This window comes from Caballeronia sp. A2-2 (assembly GCF_057612605.2).
In genome coordinates this window covers 2,504,335-2,525,283 of record NZ_CM172587.1, presented here as the reverse complement: position 1 = coordinate 2,525,283, position 20,949 = coordinate 2,504,335, and the positions used below count along the sequence as shown (strand labels likewise).

The 20,949-nt window shown below is 62.5% G+C and carries 17 protein-coding genes; 14 read left to right on the top strand and 3 right to left on the bottom strand.

All coding sequences use genetic code 11. The features are described 5' to 3' along the window. The first annotated feature begins 19 nt into the window (after window positions 1-19). Both ACZCWR_RS12020 and ACZCWR_RS12015 read left to right on the top strand, forming a co-directional pair. On the top strand, window positions 20-580 hold the full coding sequence (locus ACZCWR_RS12020) for a phosphoribosyltransferase (RefSeq protein ID WP_487300989.1): 561 nt from the start codon (window positions 20-22) through the stop codon (window positions 578-580). A 227-nt stretch (window positions 581-807) separates the two neighbouring features. After that, window positions 808-2,700 carry a potassium transporter Kup gene (locus tag ACZCWR_RS12015; RefSeq protein WP_487300988.1) on the top strand — a complete coding sequence of 631 codons (1,893 nt, stop codon included), beginning with the start codon at window positions 808-810 and terminating at the stop codon, window positions 2,698-2,700. 70 nt (window positions 2,701-2,770) lie between these two features. Here the strand turns inward: ACZCWR_RS12015 and ACZCWR_RS12010 are convergent, their stop codons facing one another. Further along, entirely contained in the window at window positions 2,771-5,122 is a 2,352-nt protein-coding gene (locus ACZCWR_RS12010) for a Tex family protein (RefSeq protein WP_487300987.1), read from the bottom strand. 269 nt (window positions 5,123-5,391) lie between these two features. On the opposite strand from ACZCWR_RS12010, the gene ACZCWR_RS12005 reads away from it, so the two are divergent. The 3 genes from ACZCWR_RS12005 to yoaA all read left to right on the top strand — a co-directional run bounded on the left by ACZCWR_RS12005 (window position 5,392) and on the right by yoaA (window position 8,753). Then, the gene (locus ACZCWR_RS12005) at window positions 5,392-6,192 is read left to right on the top strand and encodes a colicin transporter (protein WP_487303313.1); all 801 of its coding nucleotides are present in this window, start codon (window positions 5,392-5,394) and stop codon (window positions 6,190-6,192) included. A 64-nt stretch (window positions 6,193-6,256) separates the two neighbouring features. Then, the gene (locus ACZCWR_RS12000) at window positions 6,257-6,478 is read left to right on the top strand and encodes a DUF465 domain-containing protein (RefSeq protein WP_487300986.1); all 222 of its coding nucleotides are present in this window, start codon (window positions 6,257-6,259) and stop codon (window positions 6,476-6,478) included. Between the two features lie 67 nt (window positions 6,479-6,545). After that, window positions 6,546-8,753 (top strand): DNA repair helicase YoaA, encoded by a 2,208-nt coding sequence (gene yoaA, locus ACZCWR_RS11995; protein ID WP_487300985.1) that lies wholly within the window; start codon window positions 6,546-6,548, stop codon window positions 8,751-8,753. A 48-nt stretch (window positions 8,754-8,801) separates the two neighbouring features. On the opposite strand, the gene ACZCWR_RS11990 is transcribed toward yoaA, so the two are convergent. Beyond that, entirely contained in the window at window positions 8,802-9,635 is an 834-nt protein-coding gene (locus ACZCWR_RS11990) for an outer membrane protein assembly factor BamD (RefSeq protein WP_487300984.1), read from the bottom strand. Window positions 9,636-9,831: 196 nt separating this feature from the next. Between ACZCWR_RS11990 and ACZCWR_RS11985 the strand changes: the two genes are divergently transcribed. The 6 genes from ACZCWR_RS11985 (at window position 9,832) to phaR (ending at window position 17,107) form a co-directional block, all read left to right on the top strand. Next, a complete protein-coding gene (locus tag ACZCWR_RS11985) occupies window positions 9,832-11,040 on the top strand; it encodes an RluA family pseudouridine synthase (protein WP_487300983.1) in 1,209 nt (402 codons plus the stop codon). Continuing rightward, window positions 11,037-11,870, top strand: coding sequence for a peptidoglycan editing factor PgeF (gene pgeF, locus ACZCWR_RS11980; protein WP_487300982.1), 834 nt, complete (start codon window positions 11,037-11,039; stop codon window positions 11,868-11,870). Before ACZCWR_RS11985 ends, pgeF begins: the two co-directional genes overlap by 4 nt. Before the next feature lie 320 nt (window positions 11,871-12,190). Further along, the gene (gene phaC, locus ACZCWR_RS11975) at window positions 12,191-14,254 is read left to right on the top strand and encodes a class I poly(R)-hydroxyalkanoic acid synthase (RefSeq protein WP_487300981.1); all 2,064 of its coding nucleotides are present in this window, start codon (window positions 12,191-12,193) and stop codon (window positions 14,252-14,254) included. An 81-nt stretch (window positions 14,255-14,335) separates the two neighbouring features. Further along, window positions 14,336-15,517 (top strand): acetyl-CoA C-acetyltransferase, encoded by a 1,182-nt coding sequence (locus ACZCWR_RS11970; protein WP_487300980.1) that lies wholly within the window; start codon window positions 14,336-14,338, stop codon window positions 15,515-15,517. Window positions 15,518-15,611: 94 nt separating this feature from the next. Further along, the gene (locus tag ACZCWR_RS11965) at window positions 15,612-16,352 is read left to right on the top strand and encodes a 3-ketoacyl-ACP reductase (RefSeq protein ID WP_487300979.1); all 741 of its coding nucleotides are present in this window, start codon (window positions 15,612-15,614) and stop codon (window positions 16,350-16,352) included. A gap of 176 nt (window positions 16,353-16,528) precedes the next feature. Next, on the top strand, window positions 16,529-17,107 hold the full coding sequence (phaR, locus tag ACZCWR_RS11960; protein ID WP_487300978.1) for a polyhydroxyalkanoate synthesis repressor PhaR: 579 nt from the start codon (window positions 16,529-16,531) through the stop codon (window positions 17,105-17,107). 19 nt (window positions 17,108-17,126) lie between these two features. On the opposite strand, the gene ACZCWR_RS11955 is transcribed toward phaR, so the two are convergent. After that, window positions 17,127-17,945: a hypothetical protein gene (locus ACZCWR_RS11955; protein ID WP_487300977.1), complete on the bottom strand. Its 819-nt coding sequence runs from the start codon at window positions 17,943-17,945 to the stop codon at window positions 17,127-17,129. Window positions 17,946-18,112: 167 nt separating this feature from the next. Here ACZCWR_RS11955 and ACZCWR_RS11950 point away from each other — a divergent pair, with 167 nt between their 5' ends. The 3 genes from ACZCWR_RS11950 (at window position 18,113) to ACZCWR_RS11940 (ending at window position 20,883) form a co-directional block, all read left to right on the top strand. Continuing rightward, entirely contained in the window at window positions 18,113-18,475 is a 363-nt protein-coding gene (locus ACZCWR_RS11950) for a helix-turn-helix domain-containing protein (protein ID WP_487300976.1), read from the top strand. A gap of 89 nt (window positions 18,476-18,564) precedes the next feature. Beyond that, complete coding sequence (gene rimO, locus ACZCWR_RS11945) at window positions 18,565-19,956, top strand: 30S ribosomal protein S12 methylthiotransferase RimO (RefSeq protein ID WP_487300975.1); 1,392 nt, start codon at window positions 18,565-18,567, stop codon at window positions 19,954-19,956. Window positions 19,957-19,959: 3 nt separating this feature from the next. Continuing rightward, window positions 19,960-20,883 (top strand): sugar kinase, encoded by a 924-nt coding sequence (locus ACZCWR_RS11940; protein ID WP_487300974.1) that lies wholly within the window; start codon window positions 19,960-19,962, stop codon window positions 20,881-20,883. The last annotated feature ends 66 nt before the right edge of the window (window positions 20,884-20,949 follow it).

Here is a 20,949-nt window from a genome sequence, read left to right as displayed (position 1 = left end):
CAATTGAAAGAGCCTCATCATGATCGCGATGACCGACCCGCGTAACGACGACAAGAACCTCTGGGTCAACTGGGATGAATATCACCGGTTGATCGAACTGCTCGCGCTGAAGGTGCACGAGTCGGGCTGGAAGTTCGACAAGATCCTGTGTCTGGCGCGCGGCGGCCTGCGCGTGGGCGATCAACTCTCGCGCATCTACGATCTGCCGCTCGCGATTCTCGCGACGAGTTCGTATCGCGAAGCGGCGGGCACGGAGCAGGGCGATCTCGACATCGCGCAATACATCACCATGACGCGCGGCGAACTGTCGGGCAACGTGCTGCTGGTGGACGATCTGGTGGATTCGGGCGTCACGCTGGCGCGTGTGCAGGAGCATTTGAAAGAGCGTTATCCGGCGATCACCGCCGTGCGCTCGGCCGTGCTCTGGTACAAGGGCTGCTCCAAGGTCAAGCCCGATTATCACGTGCAGTTTCTCGAAACGAATCCGTGGATTCATCAGCCGTTCGAGGAGTGGGACACGGTGCGTCCGCACAACCTCGGTGCGTGGATCAAGCGAGGCTTGCAGAACGAACGCGCCTAAACGCGTTTGCTTCATGCTTCGAACGACGCCGTTCGCCGGGTATCTCGCCCGCCGCAACGGCGTCGTGCTTTATGGGCACCCACGCGCCAACGCATGCAGAGCGCGATGCTAAACTCTCCCTCGCGTCTTTCTCGTTGCTCAAGTCACGCGCAAGACGGCGCTTTTGCGTGCCGCGTTAGATAGAATGGCGTTCGTCTTATTCCGCTCTGGACGGATATACCGCTTTTATGACTAACATGACTCACGCGCAAGAGCGCAAACACTCTTTGCCGTCCCTTGCGCTCTCCGCCATCGGCGTCGTCTTCGGCGACATCGGCACGAGTCCCTTATATTCCCTGAAGGAAGCCTTTAGCCCGTCGCACGGCATCGCGCTCTCCGAACAATCCATTCTCGGCGTCATCTCGTTGCTGTTCTGGGCCATCGTCATGGTGGTGGCCGTCAAATACGTGCTGTTCGTCATGCGCGCCGACAACAACGGCGAAGGCGGCGTGTTCGCCATGATGACGCTCGCGCTGCGCAGCGTGAAAGATCGCGGCAAAGTCTCCGGCGTCCTGATGATGCTCGGCATCTTCGGCGCCTGCATGTTCTATGGCGATGCGGTCATCACGCCCGCCATGTCCGTGATCTCCGCCGTCGAAGGTCTCGAACTCGCCGCGCCCAAGCTCACGTCCTACGTGATCCCCATCACGATGGTGATCCTCGTCCTGCTGTTCTGGATTCAGCGTCACGGCACGGCGGTCGTCGGCAAGCTGTTCGGGCCGATCATGCTCGTCTGGTTCGTGACGCTCGCGGTGCTGGGCGCGTATCACATCGCGGCGTCGCCTGCGGTGCTTATCGCACTCAATCCGTACTACGCGATCAGCTTCATGGCATCGCACGTGTTGCAGGCGTATATCGTGTTGGGCTCGGTCGTGCTGGTGCTGACCGGCGCGGAAGCGCTGTACGCCGACATGGGTCACTTCGGCGCGAAGCCCATTCGCTACGGCTGGTATTGCCTCGTGATGCCTTCGCTGCTGCTGAACTACTTCGGTCAGGGCGCGCTGCTCATGCATTCGCCCAAGGCCATCGAAAGCCCGTTCTTTCTGCTCGCGCCCGACTGGGCCTTGCTGCCGCTCGTGATTTTGTCCACGGTCGCGACGGTCATCGCTTCGCAGGCGGTCATTTCCGGCGCGTATTCGCTGACGAGTCAGGCCATCCAGCTTGGCTACGTGCCGCGCATGAAGATCCTGCACACTTCCGAACTAGCGATCGGACAGATCTACATTCCGCTCGTCAACTGGATGCTGCTGTTCATCATTCTGTGCATTGTCGTGGGCTTCAAGAGTTCGGAGAATCTGGCGGCGGCGTATGGTCTGGCCGTGACGGCGACCATGCTCGTGACCACGATTCTCGTATCGGTGGTCATGACCAATCTCTGGGGATGGAACCGCTTCGTCGTGGGCGGCATGATCGCGGTGTTTTTGATGATCGACATCGGCTTCTTCGGCGCGAGTCTGCTCAAGATCGAGCAGGGCGGCTGGCTGCCGCTGTGCATCGGCGGGGCGCTGTTCTTCCTGCTGATGACCTGGTACAAGGGGCGCATGATCGTGAAGGACCGCACGGCGGCAGACGGTATTCCGCTGATGCCTTTCCTTCAAGGGTTGCTCGCGCACCCGCCGCATCGCGTGTCGGGCACGGCGATCTATCTGACCGGCAGCGATTCGCTCGTGCCGGTGAGCCTGTTGCACAATCTCAAGCACAACAAGGTGCTGCACGAACGCACGATCTTCCTGAACTTCAAGGTGCGCGACATTCCCTATGTGGACGATGCGCACCGCGTGGAAGTGAAGGATATCGGCGGCGGTTTGTTCCTCGTGAAGGCCACGTACGGCTTCAACGAAACGCCCGACGTGAAGGCGGTTCTGGAGCAGATCACGCGCACGCACGCGATGACGTTCGAGCTCATGGACACCTCGTTCTTCATGGCGCGCGAAACGGTCGTGCCGACGGAGTTGCCGGGCATGTCGGTGTGGCGCGAGCGCGTGTTCGCGTGGATGCATCAGAACGCGGCGAAGCCTACGGATTTCTTTAGTATTCCGGCGAATCGCGTGGTGGAACTCGGGACGAAGATCGAGATTTAAGAACGCTTTTTCCCGCGCAGACGACAAAAAACCCCACGTAAAAACGTGGGGTTTTTTCATGCTCGATGCTTCAGCGCTTCAACTTGGCAAACGCTGCGGCCATCGCGCCGGACGGTTCCGGCTCTCGGCGCGTGTTCGGCCGAGAATCGCGTGCACCGCCGCCCGAGCGGCGATCTTGTCCCGCGCCTCGCGACTGGGAACTGCCGCCAGCACCCGCCGTGGAAGCAGGCGCGAAGTCATCGTCCAGACGCATGGTGAGCGCGATCCGCTGACGCTTCACGTCGGTCTCCACCACCTTCACCTTCACGACCTGTCCGGCCTTCACGACCTCGTGCGGGTCCTTGATGAACTTCGTGCTCATCGCGGACACGTGCACGAGCCCATCCTGATGCACGCCGATATCCACGAACGCGCCGAACGCCGCCACGTTCGTCACGACGCCTTCCAGCACCATGCCCGGCACGAGATCCGAAATCTTCTCGATGCCTTCCCGGAACGTCGCGGTCTTGAACTCGGGACGCGGATCGCGGCCCGGCTTTTCCAGTTCGCTGAGAATATCCCGGACCGTCGGCAGACCGAAACGATCGTCGACGAACTCGGTGGGTGAGAGGCCCGTGAGCGCGTCGCGGCGGCCGAGCACATCGCCGATATGCTTCTTGATCTTCGCAAGAATGCGCTCGACGACCGGATACGCTTCCGGGTGAACCGACGAGCGATCCAGCGGATTTTCCCCGTTGTTGATGCGCAAAAAACCCGCCGCCTGTTCGAAGGTTTTATCGCCCAGACGCGGCACCTTCTTCAGATGCTCGCGCGACGGAAACGGCCCGTTGGCATCGCGATAATCGACGATATTGCGCGCCAGCGTCGCGTTCAGCCCCGACACGCGCGCGAGCAGCGCGACCGACGCGGTGTTCGCATCGACACCGACGGCATTCACGCAATCCTCGACAACCGCATCGAGCGAGCGCGCGAGTTCGCGCTGGTTGACGTCGTGCTGATACTGGCCCACGCCGATCGCCTTCGGCTCGATCTTGACGAGTTCGGCGAGCGGGTCTTGCAAGCGTCGCGCGATGGACACCGCGCCGCGCAGCGACACATCAAGCTCCGGAAACTCCTTCGCCGCGAGTTCCGACGCCGAATACACCGACGCGCCCGCTTCCGACACCACGATCTTCTGCAATTTCAGTTCGGGATGCCTGGCGATGAGTTCGCTCGCGAGCTTGTCCGTTTCGCGCGATGCCGTGCCGTTGCCGATGGAAATAAGCTCGGCCTGCGTCGCCTTCGCGATGCGCGCGAGCTTCGCAAGCGAGCCGTCCCAGTCGCGGCGCGGCTCGTGCGGAAAGATGGTATCGGTCGCCAGCAGCTTGCCGGTGCGATCCACCACCGCGACCTTCACGCCCGTGCGCAGACCCGGATCGAGGCCGATCACGGCCTTCGGGCCTGCAGGCGCGGCGAGCAGCAAATCCTTCAGATTGCGCGCGAACACGCGAATGCCTTCGTGCTCGGCTTGTTCGCGCAATTGCGTGAGCAGTTCCGTTTCGATGTGCGGCTGCACCTTCACGCGCCAGCACCAACGGCACACGTCCGAGAGCCACTTGTCCGCCGCGCGTCCGCGATTCACGATGCCGACGTGTTGCGCGATCATCGCTTCGCACGGGTGGGGAATTTGCGCATCCAGTTCTTCGCCAAGCCCGAGCTTCACGGACAGCACGCCCGCATTACGCCCACGGAACAGCGCCAGCGCACGATGCGACGGCACCGTACGGATGGTTTCGCTGTAGTCGTAGTAATCGCGGAATTTCTCGCCTTCCTCGTTCTGCTTGCCGTCGACTACGCTCGACATGACGAGCCCTTGGCCAAATAAATGTTCGCGCAGCTTGCCGAGGATTTCGGCCGTTTCGCCGAACTGCTCCGAGAGAATGTCGCGCGCGCCATCGAGCGCGGCTTTCGTATCGGCAACGCCTTTTTCGGCATCGACGAACTTCGCGGCTTCGGCTTGCGGATCGAGCGTCGGATCGGCGAGCAAGGCTTGCGCGAGCGGTTCGAGACCGGCTTCGCGCGCGATCTGCGCACGCGTGCGGCGCTTGGGCTTGTAAGGCAGATACAGGTCTTCGAGCACCTGTTTGCTATCCGCGCCTTCGATAGCAGTGCGCAGTTCGTCAGAGAGCTTGCCTTGCTCGTCGATGCTCGAAATAATCGCGGCGCGCCGGTCTTCCAGTTCGCGCAGATAGATCAGGCGTTCTTCGAGCGTGCGCAATTGCGTGTCGTCGAGATTGCCCGTCACTTCCTTTCGATAACGTGCGATGAACGGCACGGTCGAGCCTTCGTCCAAAAGCTGCACGGCGGCGGCGACCTGACGCGGCTGCACGGTCAGTTCGGTGGCAATGCGCTGTACGATCTTGAGTGCTACGGTTTCCGTCATGATTCTGCGCGGTGACTGGCTCGTCGGGGCCAAACAAAAAGCGAAGGAGACAAAGGAGACAAGCGCCGCAGAGGAAGAAGGCACCGACCTTGGTGCGGGACAGCGGCGCGGGCGCTTCGCATTGACTTCGCATGGACGAGCCGGGTTGCTGGAGCGGGGGATTTTGCCATAAATGCCGAAGCGCTTCGGCGCACGGTGATAGAATTTCGGCATCGAAAAGACCGCTTCGCTACGGATTATTTATCACGTTGCCGCTCATTCAATCGCTCATTCTCCGCTCGCTTTCACGCACTGCGTCTTCGCTTTGCGTGGCTGGCGCTTTGGTCGCGCTTCCCGCGTTCGCTCAGACCCCGAAGCCAATCGATCCCACGACGTCCGTGACCGCGCAGCCGCTCGATGGCGCGTCGTCCACGCAGACTTCCGAAGCCGCGTTGCGCGACGATTTCGCGCGCCGTCAAAAGGCGCTGGACAAGCGCACCGAAGAAAACGACTATGCCTATGGCGTCAAGGAACACGACTGCTATGGCAATTTCTTCGTGAATCACTGTATCGACCGTGCGCGCACGCAAATGCGCGAATCGCGCCGGCAGATTCGTCAGGAGCAGTTGGCGCTGGACGATGAACAGCGCGCCGAACGTGCGAAGGAACGCGACGAGCAGAGCGCGATCAAACAGGCCCAGTACGATGCCGGTGCGCCGCAACGCGCCGCCAACGAGCAAGCCGCCCAGCAGTCGTACGAAGACAAGCAGCGCAAGAACGCGCTCGCCGCCGCCCAGCGCAACGCCGATGCACCGCAGCGCGCGGCCAATCAGGCGGCTTACGATCGCAAGCAGGCCGACTATCAGCAGAAGTTGAACGACGCGCGCGCCCGTGGCGTGCAGGATGCGCAGGACCGCGATCTGAAAGCGCAGCGTTACGAGCAGAAGCAGCAGGACGCCGCGCAGCATCGCGCCGAGGTGGAAGCGCGTCAGAAGGAAGCCGCCCGCAAGCAGCAGGAAAAGGCGCAGCAAGCCCAGCAGGAACAGCAGCGGCAGGACCAGTTGAAGCAACAGCAGCAACAAGGCCAGTAGTCCGAACGCCGTAGCAAGCGGACACTGGCCAGCCCGAAGCGACGAAGGAAGACAGGAGGCGAGCATGCAGCAGCGCTTGAACGCACCCCGACAACCTGCCGTGGACGCCAGCGTGCTCCGCGATCGCATCGCGCAGTTGCAGGACGAGCATCACGGCCTCGATGTGCTGATCGAGAAAATGGCCGGCATCGACGATCTTGAACTCAGGCGCCTGAAGAAACGCAAGCTCAAGGTAAAGGACACGATCCTCCTGCTTCAGTTGCAACTGGATACCGACATTCATTGAGCCGCATGCAGTCGATCCCTGCCAAAACCCACATCACGCCGCACCACGCAGCAGGACCGATTCCGCTTTGAACTCACCCGCATCCTCCGGCGACACCGAACGCGCGCCGCACGTCCTGACGGCGAAACGCCGCACCGAACTCGAAGCGATCTTTTCCGCCGATGGCCTGCTCGCGCGCGCCATCGACGGATATCGCACGCGCGCCTCGCAGATCGAGATGGCGCAGTCCGTCGCCGCCGCGATGGAAGCCTCCGGCCGCGCGATGCCCGAGCCCGCGATGTTCGAAGCGCAGCGCCGTCCCGCGCGCAAGCTCGGGCCATCGGACAAGCCGCATGCGCCAAGCGAGCCGAGCGCGGATGAAGTCGGCATCGCGACCGCGAAGGCGGCCATCGACGGCGGCGAGAACACGTTGATCGTGGAGGCCGGCACCGGCACCGGCAAGACTTATGCTTACCTCGTGCCGGCCATGCTGTGGGGCGGCAAGGTGATCGTGTCCACAGGCACGAAGCATCTGCAGGATCAGCTTTTTCAGCGCGATATCCCGACCGTGCGCGATGCGCTTGCCGTGCCGGTTTCCGTCGCCATGCTCAAGGGCCGCGCGAACTATCTGTGTCACTACTATCTGGAGCGCACCGCCGACAACGGGCGGCTGCCGTCGCGCAAGGACACGTCGCATCTTCAGGAAATCGTGCGGTTCGCGAAGATCACGCGCACGGGCGACAAGGCCGAACTCGCGAGCGTCCCGGAAAACTCGCCCGTCTGGCCGATGGTCACGTCCACGCGTGATAACTGTCTCGGTCAGGAATGCCCGCATTACAAGGAATGCTTCGTGATGCAGGCGCGCAAGGAGGCGCAGCAGGCCGATATCGTGGTGGTGAATCACCATCTTTTTTTCGCCGATGTGATGCTGCGCGACACCGGCATGGCTGAATTGTTGCCGATGGCGAACACCATCATCTTCGACGAGGCGCATCAGTTGCCGGAGACGGCGACGCTGTTCTTCGGCGACACGCTCTCCACCACGCAATTGCTGGAACTCGCGCGCGATACGGTCGCCGAAGGCCTGAGCCACGCACGCGATGCAGCGGACTGGACCAAGCTCGGGGCTTCGCTGGAACGTGCGGCGCGCGATCTGCGGCTCGCGTTCAAGGAAGATTCGGCGCGCTTCTCCGTGGGCCAGTTGGCTGACGGGCATCCGCTGTTCGAAGCGCTCGACGTACTGGAAACACATCTCGATGCCTTGACGGCCGCGCTCGCGCAACACGCCGAACGCGCGGAATCGCTGCAAGCCCTGGTGCGGCGCGCGCGTGAATTGCAGGATCAACTGTCCGGCTGGACCACGCCGCCGACCGCGCTCGAACGTGCGGTGGTCGAGTCCGAGGAAACCGCGAGCGCAGCCGCGAAGGAAGAACCGAACGAAATGGTGCGCTGGATCGAAGTGTTCTCACACACGGTTCAGTTGCATGAAACGCCGCTATCCGTCGCGCCGATTTTCGCGAAACAGCGCGCGGGTGTGCCACGCGCGTGGATCTTCACCTCGGCGACGCTTTCGGTGCGTGGCGACTTCACGCATTACGCGGCGCAAATGGGCCTGAACGCGCGCCGCTCGATGACCTTGCCGAGTCCCTTCGATTACCCGACGCAAGGCCTGCTCTACGTGCCGCGCAACGTGCCGCAGCCGTCCTCGCCGCAATTCACGGACGCCGTGTTCGACGCCGCGCTGCCGGTGATCGAAGCGGCGGGCGGCGGCGTGTTCTTCCTGTGCACGACTTTGCGCGCTGTGGATCGCATCGCCACGCGTCTGCGCGACATCATGGAACAGCGCGGCTGGGACAATCCGCTGCTCGTTCAGGGCGATGCCAGCCGCACCGAACTGCTCGACCGTTTTCGTGCGTACGGCAACGCGATTCTCGTGGGTAGCCAAAGTTTCTGGGAAGGCGTCGATGTGCGTGGCGATGCGCTGTCGCTCGTTGTCATCGACAAGCTGCCGTTCGCGCCGCCCGACGATCCGGTCCTCGCCGCGCGTCTCGATGCACTCACGCGCAAGGGATTGAGCCCGTTCGCCGTGCATCAGTTGCCGCAAGCGGTCATCACGCTCAAGCAGGGCGCGGGGCGCTTGATTCGCGCGGAAACCGATCGCGGCGTATTGATGATCTGCGATACGCGGCTCGTCGATAAACCGTATGGCCGGCGCATCTGGCAGAGTCTGCCGCCGTTCAAGCGCACGCGTGAAGTCGAGGTGGTGCAGGCGTTTTTCGAGGAATCGAAGCAATAAAAAAGGGCGCCTCGGCGCCCTTTCTCTTGTTGCTGGATCAACTTCGACTTACCAAATCTGATACCAAGGCTTCGCCGCGTTCGCGCGACGCTTGCCCGTCACATACGGGCTGTCCGGGAACGTGGCGGCGAGCACGCGCTTGGTGTCATCGGCCATTTGCGGCTGGTTCAACTGCTGATACGACAGCATCATGATATGCAGCGCGTCTTCCGTTGCCGGGGCGTTCTTGTACTCGCGAATGGCGAGCTGCGCGCGGTTGATCGCCGCCACATACGCGCCACGACGATAGTAGTAGTCCGCAGCATGCACTTCATGTGACGCCAGCGCGTTCACGATATAGCGCATGCGCTGCGCGGCATCCGGCGCGTACTTGCTTTGCGGATACTTGTCCACGACCATCTTGAACGCGTCATACGACTCGCGCAGCGACTTCGGATCGCGCTCGCTCATGTCCTGACCGGAGAAGCGGCCGAACAGACCCAGGTCGTCGTTGAAGTGGATCATGCCCTTGAGATAGTACGCATACGCGATCTCGGGATGATCCGGGTGCAGCTTGATGAACCGGTCGATGGCCTGATCCGCGTTGGCGGTTTCGCCGTCCTTCCAGTTGCAGTAGGCCACGTTGATCTGCGCCTGCTGCGCGAAATGCCCGAACGGGTCGCGGCCTTCGAGTCCTTCGAAGTACTTGGCGCATTTGCCCCAGTCTTTGCCGTCCAGCGCGTCCTGAGCCTCCGTATATAATTTGTTGTTATTCCAGGTCGCCGTTTCGTCGGTTTTCTCGGGCAGACCGTGGCAGGCCGCAACAATGGCGACGCTCGCGGCCAGCGCCAGATACTTGATCGATTGCTGCATCGATTGATGAAGGGTGTTGAAGGCTCGCATCAGTGCTTGCTGTTCCTGGCTGATTCTGTGTGTCTGGCCGTATCGCCGCGCGGTGGGCTGCCGACGACACGGTACGCAACGATCGAAGCGCGGCGTTTCGCGTGATACGTTGACCGGGCGACGATTGCCGCCGACCTGACCGACCACGCGGACTGTTTCCGCGAGCTTCCCGTTGCTCCCCTGGCATTACGTTTAAATGACCCGCTCAAGTACCCGCTCAGTGATCCGCTCAGTGAACTCATCTTCTTCGCGCAGTACCAAAGACCAACTCAAAGATTATAGCCGATGCGATTCGGCCGACGACTCATCGCGCATCGATGCGGAGCGTTCCGGCGCGAGCGCACCGGACGCGGCGGATGAGGCGCCGCGCGTGGCGCACGTGCCCGATTCGCTTGCGGGCGAGCGTCTGGACAAGGTGATCGCGAAGGTTTTCCCCGAGTTCTCGCGCAGCCGTTTGCAAGGCTGGATCGAGGAAGGGCGCGTGCTCGTGAACGGCGAGCGCGCCAAAGTGCGTCAGCCCGTGCCGCTCGATGCGCGCATCACGCTCGTGCCGGATCTGCTGCCGGAGCAGCTCGCGTTCGCGCCGGAGCCGGTGCCGCTGGAGATCGTGTACGAAGATGAAACGCTCGTCGTGATCAACAAGCCCGCCGGCATGGTCGTGCATCCGGCGGCGGGGAACTGGAGTGGCACGCTGCTCAACGGCCTGCTGCATCGTTATGCCGATGCGGCGGGACTGCCGCGCGCGGGCATCGTGCATCGGCTGGACAAGGAAACGTCGGGGCTGATGGTCGTTGCGCGCACGCTGGAAGCGCAGACCGACCTCGTGCGTCAGCTTCAGGCGCGCACGGTCAAGCGCCGTTACGTCGCGTTCGTGTGGGGCACCATGCCGGACGACGGCACCATCGACGCACCCATCGGCCGCGATCCGCGCGAGCGCACGCGCATGGCGGTGGTCGAAAGTGCGTCGGGCAAACCGGCGCGCACGCACTTTCGCACCATCGACCGGACGATCTGGAACAACCAGCCGGTGAGCGCCGTTCATTGCGATCTCGAAACGGGCCGCACGCATCAGATTCGCGTGCATTTCGCGCATGCGCGGCATCCGTTGCTGGGCGATCCGGTGTACGGCCACGCGCGCGGCAGGCGTTCGGTCACGCCGCTGCCCGATGGCTTCGCGCGGCAGGCGCTGCATGCGTGGCGGCTCGGGCTGATTCATCCGGCGACTGGCCGCGAAGTCCACTGGCGCGCGGACATGCCCGAAGACATGGTGGCGCTCGCCGCCGCGCTCGGCTTCGGCACGGCCGAGCAAGCCGAATACGATGATGACGACGACTTCCCCGAAGTCTACGAAGTCCACGACGACGAAGACTGGGAAGACGAAGATCCGGAGGACGACGAAGCATGACGAACGCATCGGAAGCGCTCGACGCGAAGCATTGCCTGTGGCCGCAGTGGCGCGTGTCGCCGCGCGTGCGCGCCTTCGTGACGACGCGTGCGGGCGGCGTGAGCACCGGTCCTTACGATGACGCCGCATCCGGCGCGGGCGGTCTCAATCTCGGTCTATCGACAGACGATGCGCTCGAAGCCGTCCACGAGAATCGCCGCCGCGCGCTGGCGCTGACCGGCGCGACGCAAGCCGCGTGGCTGGCACAGATCCACGGTGCGCAGGTCGAGGACGCGGCGCAGGTCATCGCGCGCCGCGCGCAGGGCGAAACCATTCGCGCGGATGCCAGCGTGACCGACCGTCCGGGCGTCGTGAGCGTCGTGATGACGGCCGATTGCCTGCCCGTTCTGTTCTGCGACGACGCAGGCCGCGCGGTCGGCGCGGCGCACGCGGGCTGGCGTGGGCTGGCGGCGGGCATCGTGGAGAAAACGGGTGAGCGCGTGGCGCAACTGGCGAATGTCGCGCCATCCGCGCTAAACGCGTATCTCGGTCCGGCCATCGGCCCCGAAAAATTCGAAGTGGGCGATGACGTGCTCGAAGCATTCATGACCGCCGCGAACCCGCATCGACGCGATGCGACCGCCGCCGCGTTCAAACCCGCAGGCGCACCGGGTAAACACTTCGCCAATATCTTCACGCTCGCGCGCTTGCGTCTCGCGGACCTGGGCGTCGATGCATCGCGCATTCATGGCGGCACGCATTGCACCGTCACCGAGACCGAACGCTTCTATTCCTACCGCCGTGACCGCGTGACCGGCCGCATGGCCGCGATGATCTGGCTCGCCGATTGATCGCACGACGAACGTCTTTTCAGACGCTTGTCATGCGCGTGCCGCATTCGACAAACTTCCGCCAAAAAGCAATATTTATGATGGGGGAAAACGATAATTAAAAAATTATCGCGCTGCGGCAAAATCGGGGCGAAGCATTGACATGCCCGACGCCTGAGAGCAAGAATGTTCCGGGAATTCAACCAATCGGGCACGGCGTAGCAAGGGTCACTCTTTGCCGCGCGCATAGAGCGCACCAATACTTGCGCGCTGGCAGATCAAGCCCGGCGATGCCTGCATCAGCAATCCAGTCTTGCAAGACTCACAGGTCAAAAGCGGGTATGGCTTCCAAAAATTCCTCCTCTTCTTCCCGCTCCCGTACTGCCGACAGCAATCCGGCGCAAGCATCTGCCGATTCGACAGGCGTACAGACAGGCGTTCAACAAGCGTTCGATCAGTGGCTCAACGCGTGGCGCTCGGTCGCGGACCCGGCGCAGTGGGCCAAATTTGCTGCCGCAGCAAATCCTCAGGCGAAAACGGCCGCTGAAGGTTCGAAAGGAAATGGCGCGGCGGCGTCTCCGTTCGCCACATTCGGCGCGATGGGCGCACCGGGTGCCATGCCGTTTCTGGCATTCCCCGGCATGAGCGGTTTGCCGAACGCCTTCCCGAACCTCGGCTCGCTGCCGCAGATGCCCGACTTCACGAAAGCGAACGGCATGGCGGAATTCGCCAAGCTCGCGAGCAGCATGCCGGGTTTCGGCGCGGCCATGCAGGGCTTGCCCACGCTGCCGAAGATTCCGACTGCCGCCATTCCGCCTGAAAAGCTGCATCAACTGCAAAGCGATTATTCGCGCGATGCCGCCGACTTGCTCAAGCAAGCGGGCGCGCAGGCCATCGATCCGTCGGCCATCAAGGATCGCCGTTTCTCGGATACGTCATGGCAGCAGACGCCCGCTTACGCCTTCACGGCGGCGTGGTATCTGCTCAACGCGCGTTATCTGCAGGAACTCGCGGATGCCGTGCAGAGCGACCCGAAAACGCGTGAGCGCATTCGCTTTACCGTGCAGCAATGGGCGGCCGCCGCATCGCCGAGCAACTTCCTCGCGCTCAATCCGGATGCGCAGAAGATGCTCATCGAAAGCAAGGGCGAGAGTCTGCGTCAGGGCATGATGAATCTGCTCAGCGACATGCAGCGCGGCAAGATTTCGCAGTCGGACGAATCGCGCTTCGCGGTGGGCAAGAACATCGCCTCGACGGAAGGTTCGGTGGTGTACGAGAACGAACTCGCGCAACTCATTCAGTACACGCCGCTCACGCCGAAGGTGTACGCGCGGCCCTTGCTGATCGTGCCGCCGTGCATCAACAAGTTTTATATCCTCGATCTTTCGCCCGAAGGCTCGCTCGTGCGTTATGCGCTCGAACAGGGGCATCAGGTGTTCATCCTGTCGTGGCGCAATGCGGATCAGTCGATCGCGCACAAGGACTGGGACGATTACGTCGAGGAAGGCGTGCTCGAATCGATCGGCGCGATTCAGGAGATCACCGGGCAGGAGCAGATCAACACGCTGGGCTTCTGCATCGGCGGGACCATTCTGGCGAATGCGCTCGCGGTGGCGGCGGCGCGCGGTGAAGACCCGGCCGCGTCGATGACCATGCTCACCTCCATGCTCGACTTCTCCGACACGGGCGTGCTCGATGTCTTCGTCGACGAAGCGCATGTGCAGATGCGCGAACGCGCCATCGGCGGCAAGCAGGGCGCACCGGCGGGACTCATGCGCGGCATCGAGTTCGCCAACACGTTTTCCTATCTGCGGCCGAACGATCTGGTGTGGAACTACGTCGTCGATAACTATCTCAAAGGACGAAGCCCGCAGGCGTTCGACCTGCTGTTCTGGAACAGCGATTCGACCAATCTGCCCGGTCCGATGTGCGTCTGGTATCTGCGCAACACGTACCTCGAAAACAAGCTGAAGGAACCCAACGCGCTGACGGTATGCGGCGAGTCGATCGACCTTTCGCGCCTCACGCTGCCCACGTTCCTGTACGGCTCGCGCGAGGATCACATCGTGCCGTGGAAGTCGGCGTATGCATCCGCGCCGATTCTGAGCGGGCCGCAGAAATTTGTGCTGGGCGCATCGGGACATATCGCGGGCGTGATCAATCCGCCCTCGAAGAACAAGCGCAGTTTCTGGATTCTCGACGGCGAGACGGACCGGCTGCCCGGCGACGCCGACGAGTGGTTCGATGCGGCAACGGAGCATCCGGGCAGTTGGTGGCCGACGTGGTCGGCATGGCTCGCGCAGCACGCGGGCGAGCAGGTCAAGGCAGCGACGACGCAAGGGTCGAAGGCTCATCCGGTGATCGAGCCTGCGCCCGGGCGATATGTGCTGGAACGCGACTTCTGAACGGCATGGGAGAGGAGGGTGCGCGATTCATGCATCGCGCGACTTGAGATCAATTAACTTCAATGCCAAAGGACAGAGAAAATGACTGACGTAGTGATCGTATCGGCCGCGCGTACAGCGGTCGGCAAGTTTGGCGGCTCGCTCGCGAAAATCGCGGCGCCGGATCTGGGTGCAACGGTCATCAAGGCCTTGCTGGAGCGGTCGGGCGTGAAGCCCGAGCAGATCAGCGAAGTCATCCTCGGACAAGTGTTGACGGCGGGTTCGGGACAGAACCCGGCACGTCAGTCGGTCATCAAGTCCGGTTTGCCGGACATGGTGCCGGGCATGACGATCAACAAGGTGTGCGGCTCGGGTCTCAAGGCGGTGATGCTCGCGGCCAATGCCATCATCGCGGGCGATGCGGAGATCGTGATCGCGGGCGGTCAGGAGAACATGAGCGCGGCGCCGCACGTGCTGCCCGGTTCGCGCGATGGCTTCCGCATGGGCGACGCCAAGCTGATCGACTCGATGATCGTCGATGGTCTGTGGGACGTTTATAACAACTACCACATGGGCACGACCGCCGAGAACGTCGCACGCGAATACGGCATCACGCGTGAGGAACAGGACAAGTTCGCGGCGCTCTCGCAGAACAAGGCCGAAGCCGCGCAGAAGTCCGGCCGCTTCGACGATGAAATCGTGCCGGTTTCGATCCCGCAGCGCAAAGGCGATCCGGTCAAGTTCACCACGGACGAGTTCGTTCGTCACGGCGTGACCGCAGAAGCGCTTTCGGGATTGAAGCCCGCGTTCTCGAAAGAAGGCACGGTGACGGCGGCGAACGCATCCGGCATTAACGATGGCGCAGCAGCCGTGATCGTGATGTCGGCGAAGAAGGCGGAAGCGCTCGGCCTCACGCCGCTCGCACGCATCAAGGCCTACGCAAACGCGGGCGTCGATCCGAAGGTGATGGGCATGGGCCCGGTGCCGGCCTCGAAGCGCTGCCTCGAACGCGCAGGCTGGTCCGTGAACGACCTCGACCTGATGGAAATCAACGAAGCGTTCGCCGCACAAGCGCTCGCCGTGCACAAGCAGATGGGCTGGGACCAGTCGAAGATCAACGTGAACGGCGGTGCGATTGCGATCGGGCATCCGATCGGCGCATCGGGCGCGCGGATTCTGGTCACGCTGCTGCACGAGATGCAGAAGCGTGACGCGAAGAAGGGCCTGGCGTCGCTGTGCATCGGCGGCGGCATGGGTGTCGCGCTGGCGCTGGAACGTCCGTAAAAATAATATACGTAATCCGAAGCATCAGGCGGGTCGGGAAGGGCAAGCGGACGGGGTCAGGAGGCGTCGTCCGCATAACAAAATGGAGTGAGGAATGGCGAAGCGTATAGCGTATGTAACCGGCGGAATGGGCGGCATCGGCACGAGTATCTGCCAGCGGCTGCACAAGGATGGCTTCACGGTCGTCGCGGGCTGCGGCCCGAATTCGCCGCGCCGGGTCAAGTGGCTCGAAGCCCAAAAGGCGCTCGGCTTCGACTTCATCGCCTCGGAAGGCAACGTGGGCGACTGGGAATCGACCAAGGTCGCGTTCGATAAAGTCAAGGCGGAAGTGGGCGAAGTCGATGTGCTGGTGAATAATGCCGGCATCACGCGCGACGTCGTGTTCCGCAAGATGACGCACGAAGACTGGACCGCCGTCATCGATACCAACCTCACGAGCCTGTTCAACGTGACGAAGCAGGTCATCGAAGGCATGGTGGAGCGTGGCTTCGGGCGTATCGTGAATATTTCGTCGGTGAACGGGCAGAAAGGCCAGTTCGGGCAGACGAACTATTCGACCGCCAAGGCCGGCATTCATGGCTTCACGATGGCGCTGGCGCAGGAAGTGGCGACCAAGGGCGTGACGGTCAACACCGTGTCGCCGGGCTATATCGGCACGGAGATGGTGAAGGCGATCCGCCCCGAAGTGCTGGAAAAGATCGTGGCGACCATTCCGGTCCGCCGCCTGGGCACGCCCGACGAGATCGGCTCGATCGTCGCGTGGCTGGCATCGGACGAGTCGGGTTTCTCGACCGGCGCGGACTTCTCGCTGAATGGCGGCCTGCACATGGGCTGACAGGCCGATGGACTGACACGGGGCTGCATCCTGCTTCCGGGCGCCCGCCATGCGCCCGAGGACGCCGCCCCTTGCCGGATATCTCAACAACGGCGAACCAGCAGCAACGCTTTTTGCGACAACGCAAGACTCGCTTGCTGCCATCGCAGTACAGTCTTGCGTTTAGAAGGCGTTCAATGACCACCACTACTACTACAAAGAAATCCGCCGAACGACTCATCAAAAAATATCCGAACCGGCGCCTCTACGACACCGAAACGAGCACGTACATCACGCTGTCCGATGTGAAACAGCTCGTGCTCGATCAGGAGGAGTTCAAGGTTCTGGATGCGAAGTCGAACGACGACCTCACGCGCGCGATCCTGCTTCAGATCATTCTCGAAGAGGAGAGCGGCGGCTTGCCGATGTTTTCATCGGTGATGCTCTCGCAGATCATCCGCTTCTACGGCCACGCCATGCAGGGCATGATGGGCACGTATCTGGAGAAAAATATCCAGGCGTTCATCGACATCCAGCAGAAGCTGTCCGAACAGAGCAAGGGCATTTACGACGGCAACGCGCTCAACCCGGAAGTCTGGTCGCAGTTCATGAACATGCAGGCCCCGATGATGCAGGGCATGATGACCAGCTACATCGAGCAGTCGAAGAACATGTTCGTGCAGATGCAGGAGCAGATGCAGAACCAGGCGAAGACGATGTTCAACACCTTCCCGTTCCAGGCGCCCACGCCGGCGTCGTCGACCGAGAAGAAGTGACGCCGGCGGTCGATGACCGTTACTGACCGCCTACGGCTCGCGCCGGATCTTGCGCCCACGCCGCGCCGAAATCCCCGCGATAAGTGTACGAGCCGTGGTGCGCGAGTTTCGAGCGCGTGTCCACGTGCACCTTGCCGCCGAGATCGCGAAAGCGCCGGCAGAACGCATAGTCTTCCGAGAGATAGCGGTTGGTCTCGGGTTCGACCATCACGTCGAAGAAACGGTAGCAATGGCCGTGCAGCGGCGACTCCGGCGGGGCGTCGGGCACGTACTGCAGTTCGGGCATGCGCGCGATCATCGTTTCCAGCACGCTTCGCTTGATGCACATGAAGCCGGTCGGCGCTTCGCTCACTTCCATGAAACCGTCGGCATCGATCGTCATATCGATGCTGTCGTGCGTGTTGACCGGATAGCGCAGCGCGCGCGTGAGGAACTGGTCCTGCGTCATGCCTTCGGGAATCGTGCCGCTCCAGTTGAAGCGCTTGAGCGGATAGACGCCCGCGACCACATCGCGGTCCGCCAGTAACAGACGCAACGCCTGATCCGGCGTGAAGCCGATGTCTGCATCGATCCAGAACAAATGCGTGTGCTGCTTGTGCGCCAGAAAATGCGCGGTGGCTTCGTTGCGCGCGCGCGTGACGAGGCTTTCGCCGGAACGGATGCGTACCGAGCCTTGCACGCCGAGTTGCCATAACTCGTTGGTGAGCGACAGCATGCTGGTGGCGAAACCGGAGGTGACCTGGCCTGAATAGCAGGGGGTGATGAAGAGGGGGTTGAAGGTGCGGAGTGCGGAGGTGTCGAGCATGGGGCGGCGAGCGATGCGAATGGAGAGCGCCATGTTAGAGCGCACTCTTGGCCTCTTTGTAACGTTCTGTCCTTTTTTAAGAATTCGAGATATAAGAACTGCCAAGATTAAGCCGTTGCTTAAGCCTGATTCGTCACGAAGACGGCGTGGCCTATATCAAGTAAAGGTCGACGCGGCGACCGTGGAAATGGAGTAAGTCAATGGACATTCGCCCAATCCGAAGCGAATCCGACTATGCCCGCGCGCTGAGCGCCGCGTCGGCGCTGGTCGATGCAGACCCCGCACCCGGCACGCCCGAAGGCGATGCGCTCGACGTGCTGGCGATCCTGATCGAACGCTACGAAGCCGAGCACTTCCCGCTGGCCGCGCCCAGCCCCATCGAGGCGATCAAGTTTCGAATGGAGCAGGCGGGTTTGTCGGTGCCGGACATGCAGCCGTACATCGGCAGTTCCAACCGTGTCTATGAGGTCTTGGCTGGCAAGCGCGCGCTGAGTCTCGCGATGATCCGGCGTTTGCACGAGGGGCTGCACATTCCTGCCGAAGTATTGATCGGGGCCGCCTGATTCAAGCCCAAAGCCGCCCCGGCATCACGGAGTAAAATAGCGGATTGCCTGCGCGCGTCCGCCGCTGCCCTCCACAAGACAGTCTCCCCGTGAAAAATTCTTTGGATTCAAACATCAAGCCGAATGCTGTGCCCCGCATCGGCATGGTTTCCCTCGGCTGCCCCAAAGCTCTCGTCGACTCCGAGCAGATCATCACCCAACTGCGCGCCGAAGGTTACGAAATCTCCGGCAGCTACGATGGCGCGGATCTCGTCGTCGTCAATACGTGCGGGTTCATCGACGAAGCGGTGCAGGAAAGCCTCGACGCCATCGGCGAGGCGCTGAGCGAGAACGGCAAGGTCATCGTGACCGGCTGTCTCGGCGCGAAAAAAAGCGCGAGCGGCACGGGTCTGATCGAAGACGTGCATCCGAAAGTGCTCGCCGTGACCGGCCCGCACGCGACCAACGAAGTGATGAACGCGGTGCATCTGCATCTGCCGAAACCGCACGATCCGTTCATCGATCTCGTGCCGGCTGCCGGCATCAAGCTCACGCCGCGTCATTACGCTTACCTGAAGATTTCCGAAGGCTGCAATCATCGCTGCACGTTCTGCATCATTCCGTCGATGCGCGGCGATCTGGTCTCGCGCCCGGTCGCGGAAGTCATGCTCGAAGCGGAAAATTTGTTCAAGTCGGGCGTGAAGGAATTGCTGGTGATTTCGCAGGACACGAGCGCGTATGGCGTCGATGTGAAGTACCGCACGGGCTTCTGGAACGGCAAGCCGCTCAAGACGCGCATGACCGAACTCGTCGGCGCGCTCGGCGAACTGGCCGCGCAGTACGGCGCGTGGGTGCGTCTGCATTACGTGTATCCGTATCCGAGCGTCGATGAAGTCATTCCGATGATGGCCGAAGGTCCGCTCAAGGGTCACGTGCTGCCGTATCTCGACGTGCCGTTCCAGCACGCGCACCCTGACGTGCTCAAGCGCATGAAGCGTCCGGCCAATGCCGAGAAGGTGCTCGAACGCGTGAAGGCGTGGCGCGAGATGTGTCCGGATCTGACCATCCGCAGCACGTTCATCGCGGGCTTTCCGGGCGAAACCGAGGAACAGTTTCAGACGCTGCTGGATTTCATCAAGGAAGCGGATCTGGATCGCGTCGGCTGCTTCGCGTATTCGCCGGTCGAAGGGGCGACCGCCAACGAACTCGACGGCGCGCTGCCCGACGACGTGCGCGAGGAACGCCGCGCGCGCTTCATGGAACTGGCCGAGGAACTCGCGGCGAAGCGCATGAAGCGCAAGGTCGGCAAGACGCTCAAGGTGCTCGTCGATGAAGTCAGCGCGGATGGCGGCGTGGGCCGTACCTCCGCCGATGCGCCGGAAATCGACGGCGTGGTGTATATCGCGCCGACGACCAAGGCGTCCAAGCGCTACAAGGCCGGCGATTTCGTCTCGGTGAAGATCACCGGCGCGGACGGCCACGATCTCTGGGGCGAGGTCTAAGCGATGTCACCGATGCCGCAAGTCCTCGCGCTCGGCGAGGCGATGATCGAATTCAACCAGTCCAAGCGCGGTGAGCCGAACTACCTGCAAGGCGTCGGCGGCGACGTGTCGAACTTCCTGATCGCGGCATCGCGGCAGGGGGCATCGACGGGCTTCGTGTCGGCCGTCGGTCAGGATCAGTTCGGCCAGTTGTTGCTCGATCTGTGGCGCGCGGAAAACGTGGATACGTCCGCCGTGCGCGTGAACCCGGACGCGCCCACCGGCGTGTATTTCGTCTCGCATGGCGAGAACGGGCATCGCTTCGATTATCTGCGCGCGGGTTCGGCCGCGAGCCGCTATGCGCCCGCGCATCTGCCGCTGGACATGATCGCGGCGGCGAAGGTGGTGCATCTGTCGGGCATCAGTCTGGCGATCGGCGTGTCGGCCTGCGATGCCGCGCTCGCCGCCATCGACCATGCGCGCACGCACGGCGTGAAAGTCAGCTTCGACACGAACCTGCGCCTGAAGCTGTGGCCGCTCGCGCGCGCCCGCGCCGTGATGCTCGACGCCATCCGCCAGTGCGATATCTGCCTGCCGAGTTGGGACGATGTCACCGTGCTCACCGGCCACGAAGACAAGGACGCCATCGTCGATGCATTGCTCGCGCTCGGCCCGAAGGTCGTCGCGTTGAAGCTGGGCCGCGAGGGCGCGTATATCGCCACGCCTGACGAACGGCGCGTCGTGCCGGGCCGTGTCGTGAATGCGGTCGATGCCACCGGCGCGGGCGATTGCTTCGGCGGCGCGTTCATCGCGCGTCTCGTGGCGGGCGACGATCCGTTCGCCGCCGCGCGCTATGCGAACGTCGCGGCCGCGCTCTCGACGCAGGGTTTCGGCGCAGTCGCACCGATTCCGACGAAAGCGATGGTCGAGCAAGCGCTGGCGGAATAAGCAAGCGCGTACTAAACGCGCGAAGATACCGATAACGTTAAAACGCTACCCAACCGATGGAGACTC

Excerpts from the sequence above, each read along its gene's own strand:
- phaR (WP_487300978.1), top strand. The coding sequence starts at position 16,529 with ATGACCACCACTACTACTACAAAGAAATCCGCCGAACGACTCATCAAA.
- ACZCWR_RS11940 (WP_487300974.1), top strand. The coding sequence starts at position 19,960 with ATGTCACCGATGCCGCAAGTCCTCGCGCTCGGCGAGGCGATGATCGAA.
- ACZCWR_RS12010 (WP_487300987.1), bottom strand. The coding sequence starts at position 5,122 with ATGACGGAAACCGTAGCACTCAAGATCGTACAGCGCATTGCCACCGAA.
- ACZCWR_RS11990 (WP_487300984.1), bottom strand. The coding sequence starts at position 9,635 with ATGCGAGCCTTCAACACCCTTCATCAATCGATGCAGCAATCGATCAAG.
- ACZCWR_RS12020 (WP_487300989.1), top strand. The coding sequence starts at position 20 with ATGATCGCGATGACCGACCCGCGTAACGACGACAAGAACCTCTGGGTC.
- ACZCWR_RS11955 (WP_487300977.1), bottom strand. The coding sequence starts at position 17,945 with ATGGCGCTCTCCATTCGCATCGCTCGCCGCCCCATGCTCGACACCTCC.
- ACZCWR_RS11970 (WP_487300980.1), top strand. The coding sequence starts at position 14,336 with ATGACTGACGTAGTGATCGTATCGGCCGCGCGTACAGCGGTCGGCAAG.
- ACZCWR_RS11985 (WP_487300983.1), top strand. The coding sequence starts at position 9,832 with ATGACCCGCTCAAGTACCCGCTCAGTGATCCGCTCAGTGAACTCATCT.
- ACZCWR_RS11965 (WP_487300979.1), top strand. The coding sequence starts at position 15,612 with ATGGCGAAGCGTATAGCGTATGTAACCGGCGGAATGGGCGGCATCGGC.
- ACZCWR_RS12015 (WP_487300988.1), top strand. The coding sequence starts at position 808 with ATGACTAACATGACTCACGCGCAAGAGCGCAAACACTCTTTGCCGTCC.
- ACZCWR_RS12000 (WP_487300986.1), top strand. The coding sequence starts at position 6,257 with ATGCAGCAGCGCTTGAACGCACCCCGACAACCTGCCGTGGACGCCAGC.
- phaC (WP_487300981.1), top strand. The coding sequence starts at position 12,191 with ATGGCTTCCAAAAATTCCTCCTCTTCTTCCCGCTCCCGTACTGCCGAC.
- pgeF (WP_487300982.1), top strand. The coding sequence starts at position 11,037 with ATGACGAACGCATCGGAAGCGCTCGACGCGAAGCATTGCCTGTGGCCG.
- ACZCWR_RS11950 (WP_487300976.1), top strand. The coding sequence starts at position 18,113 with ATGGACATTCGCCCAATCCGAAGCGAATCCGACTATGCCCGCGCGCTG.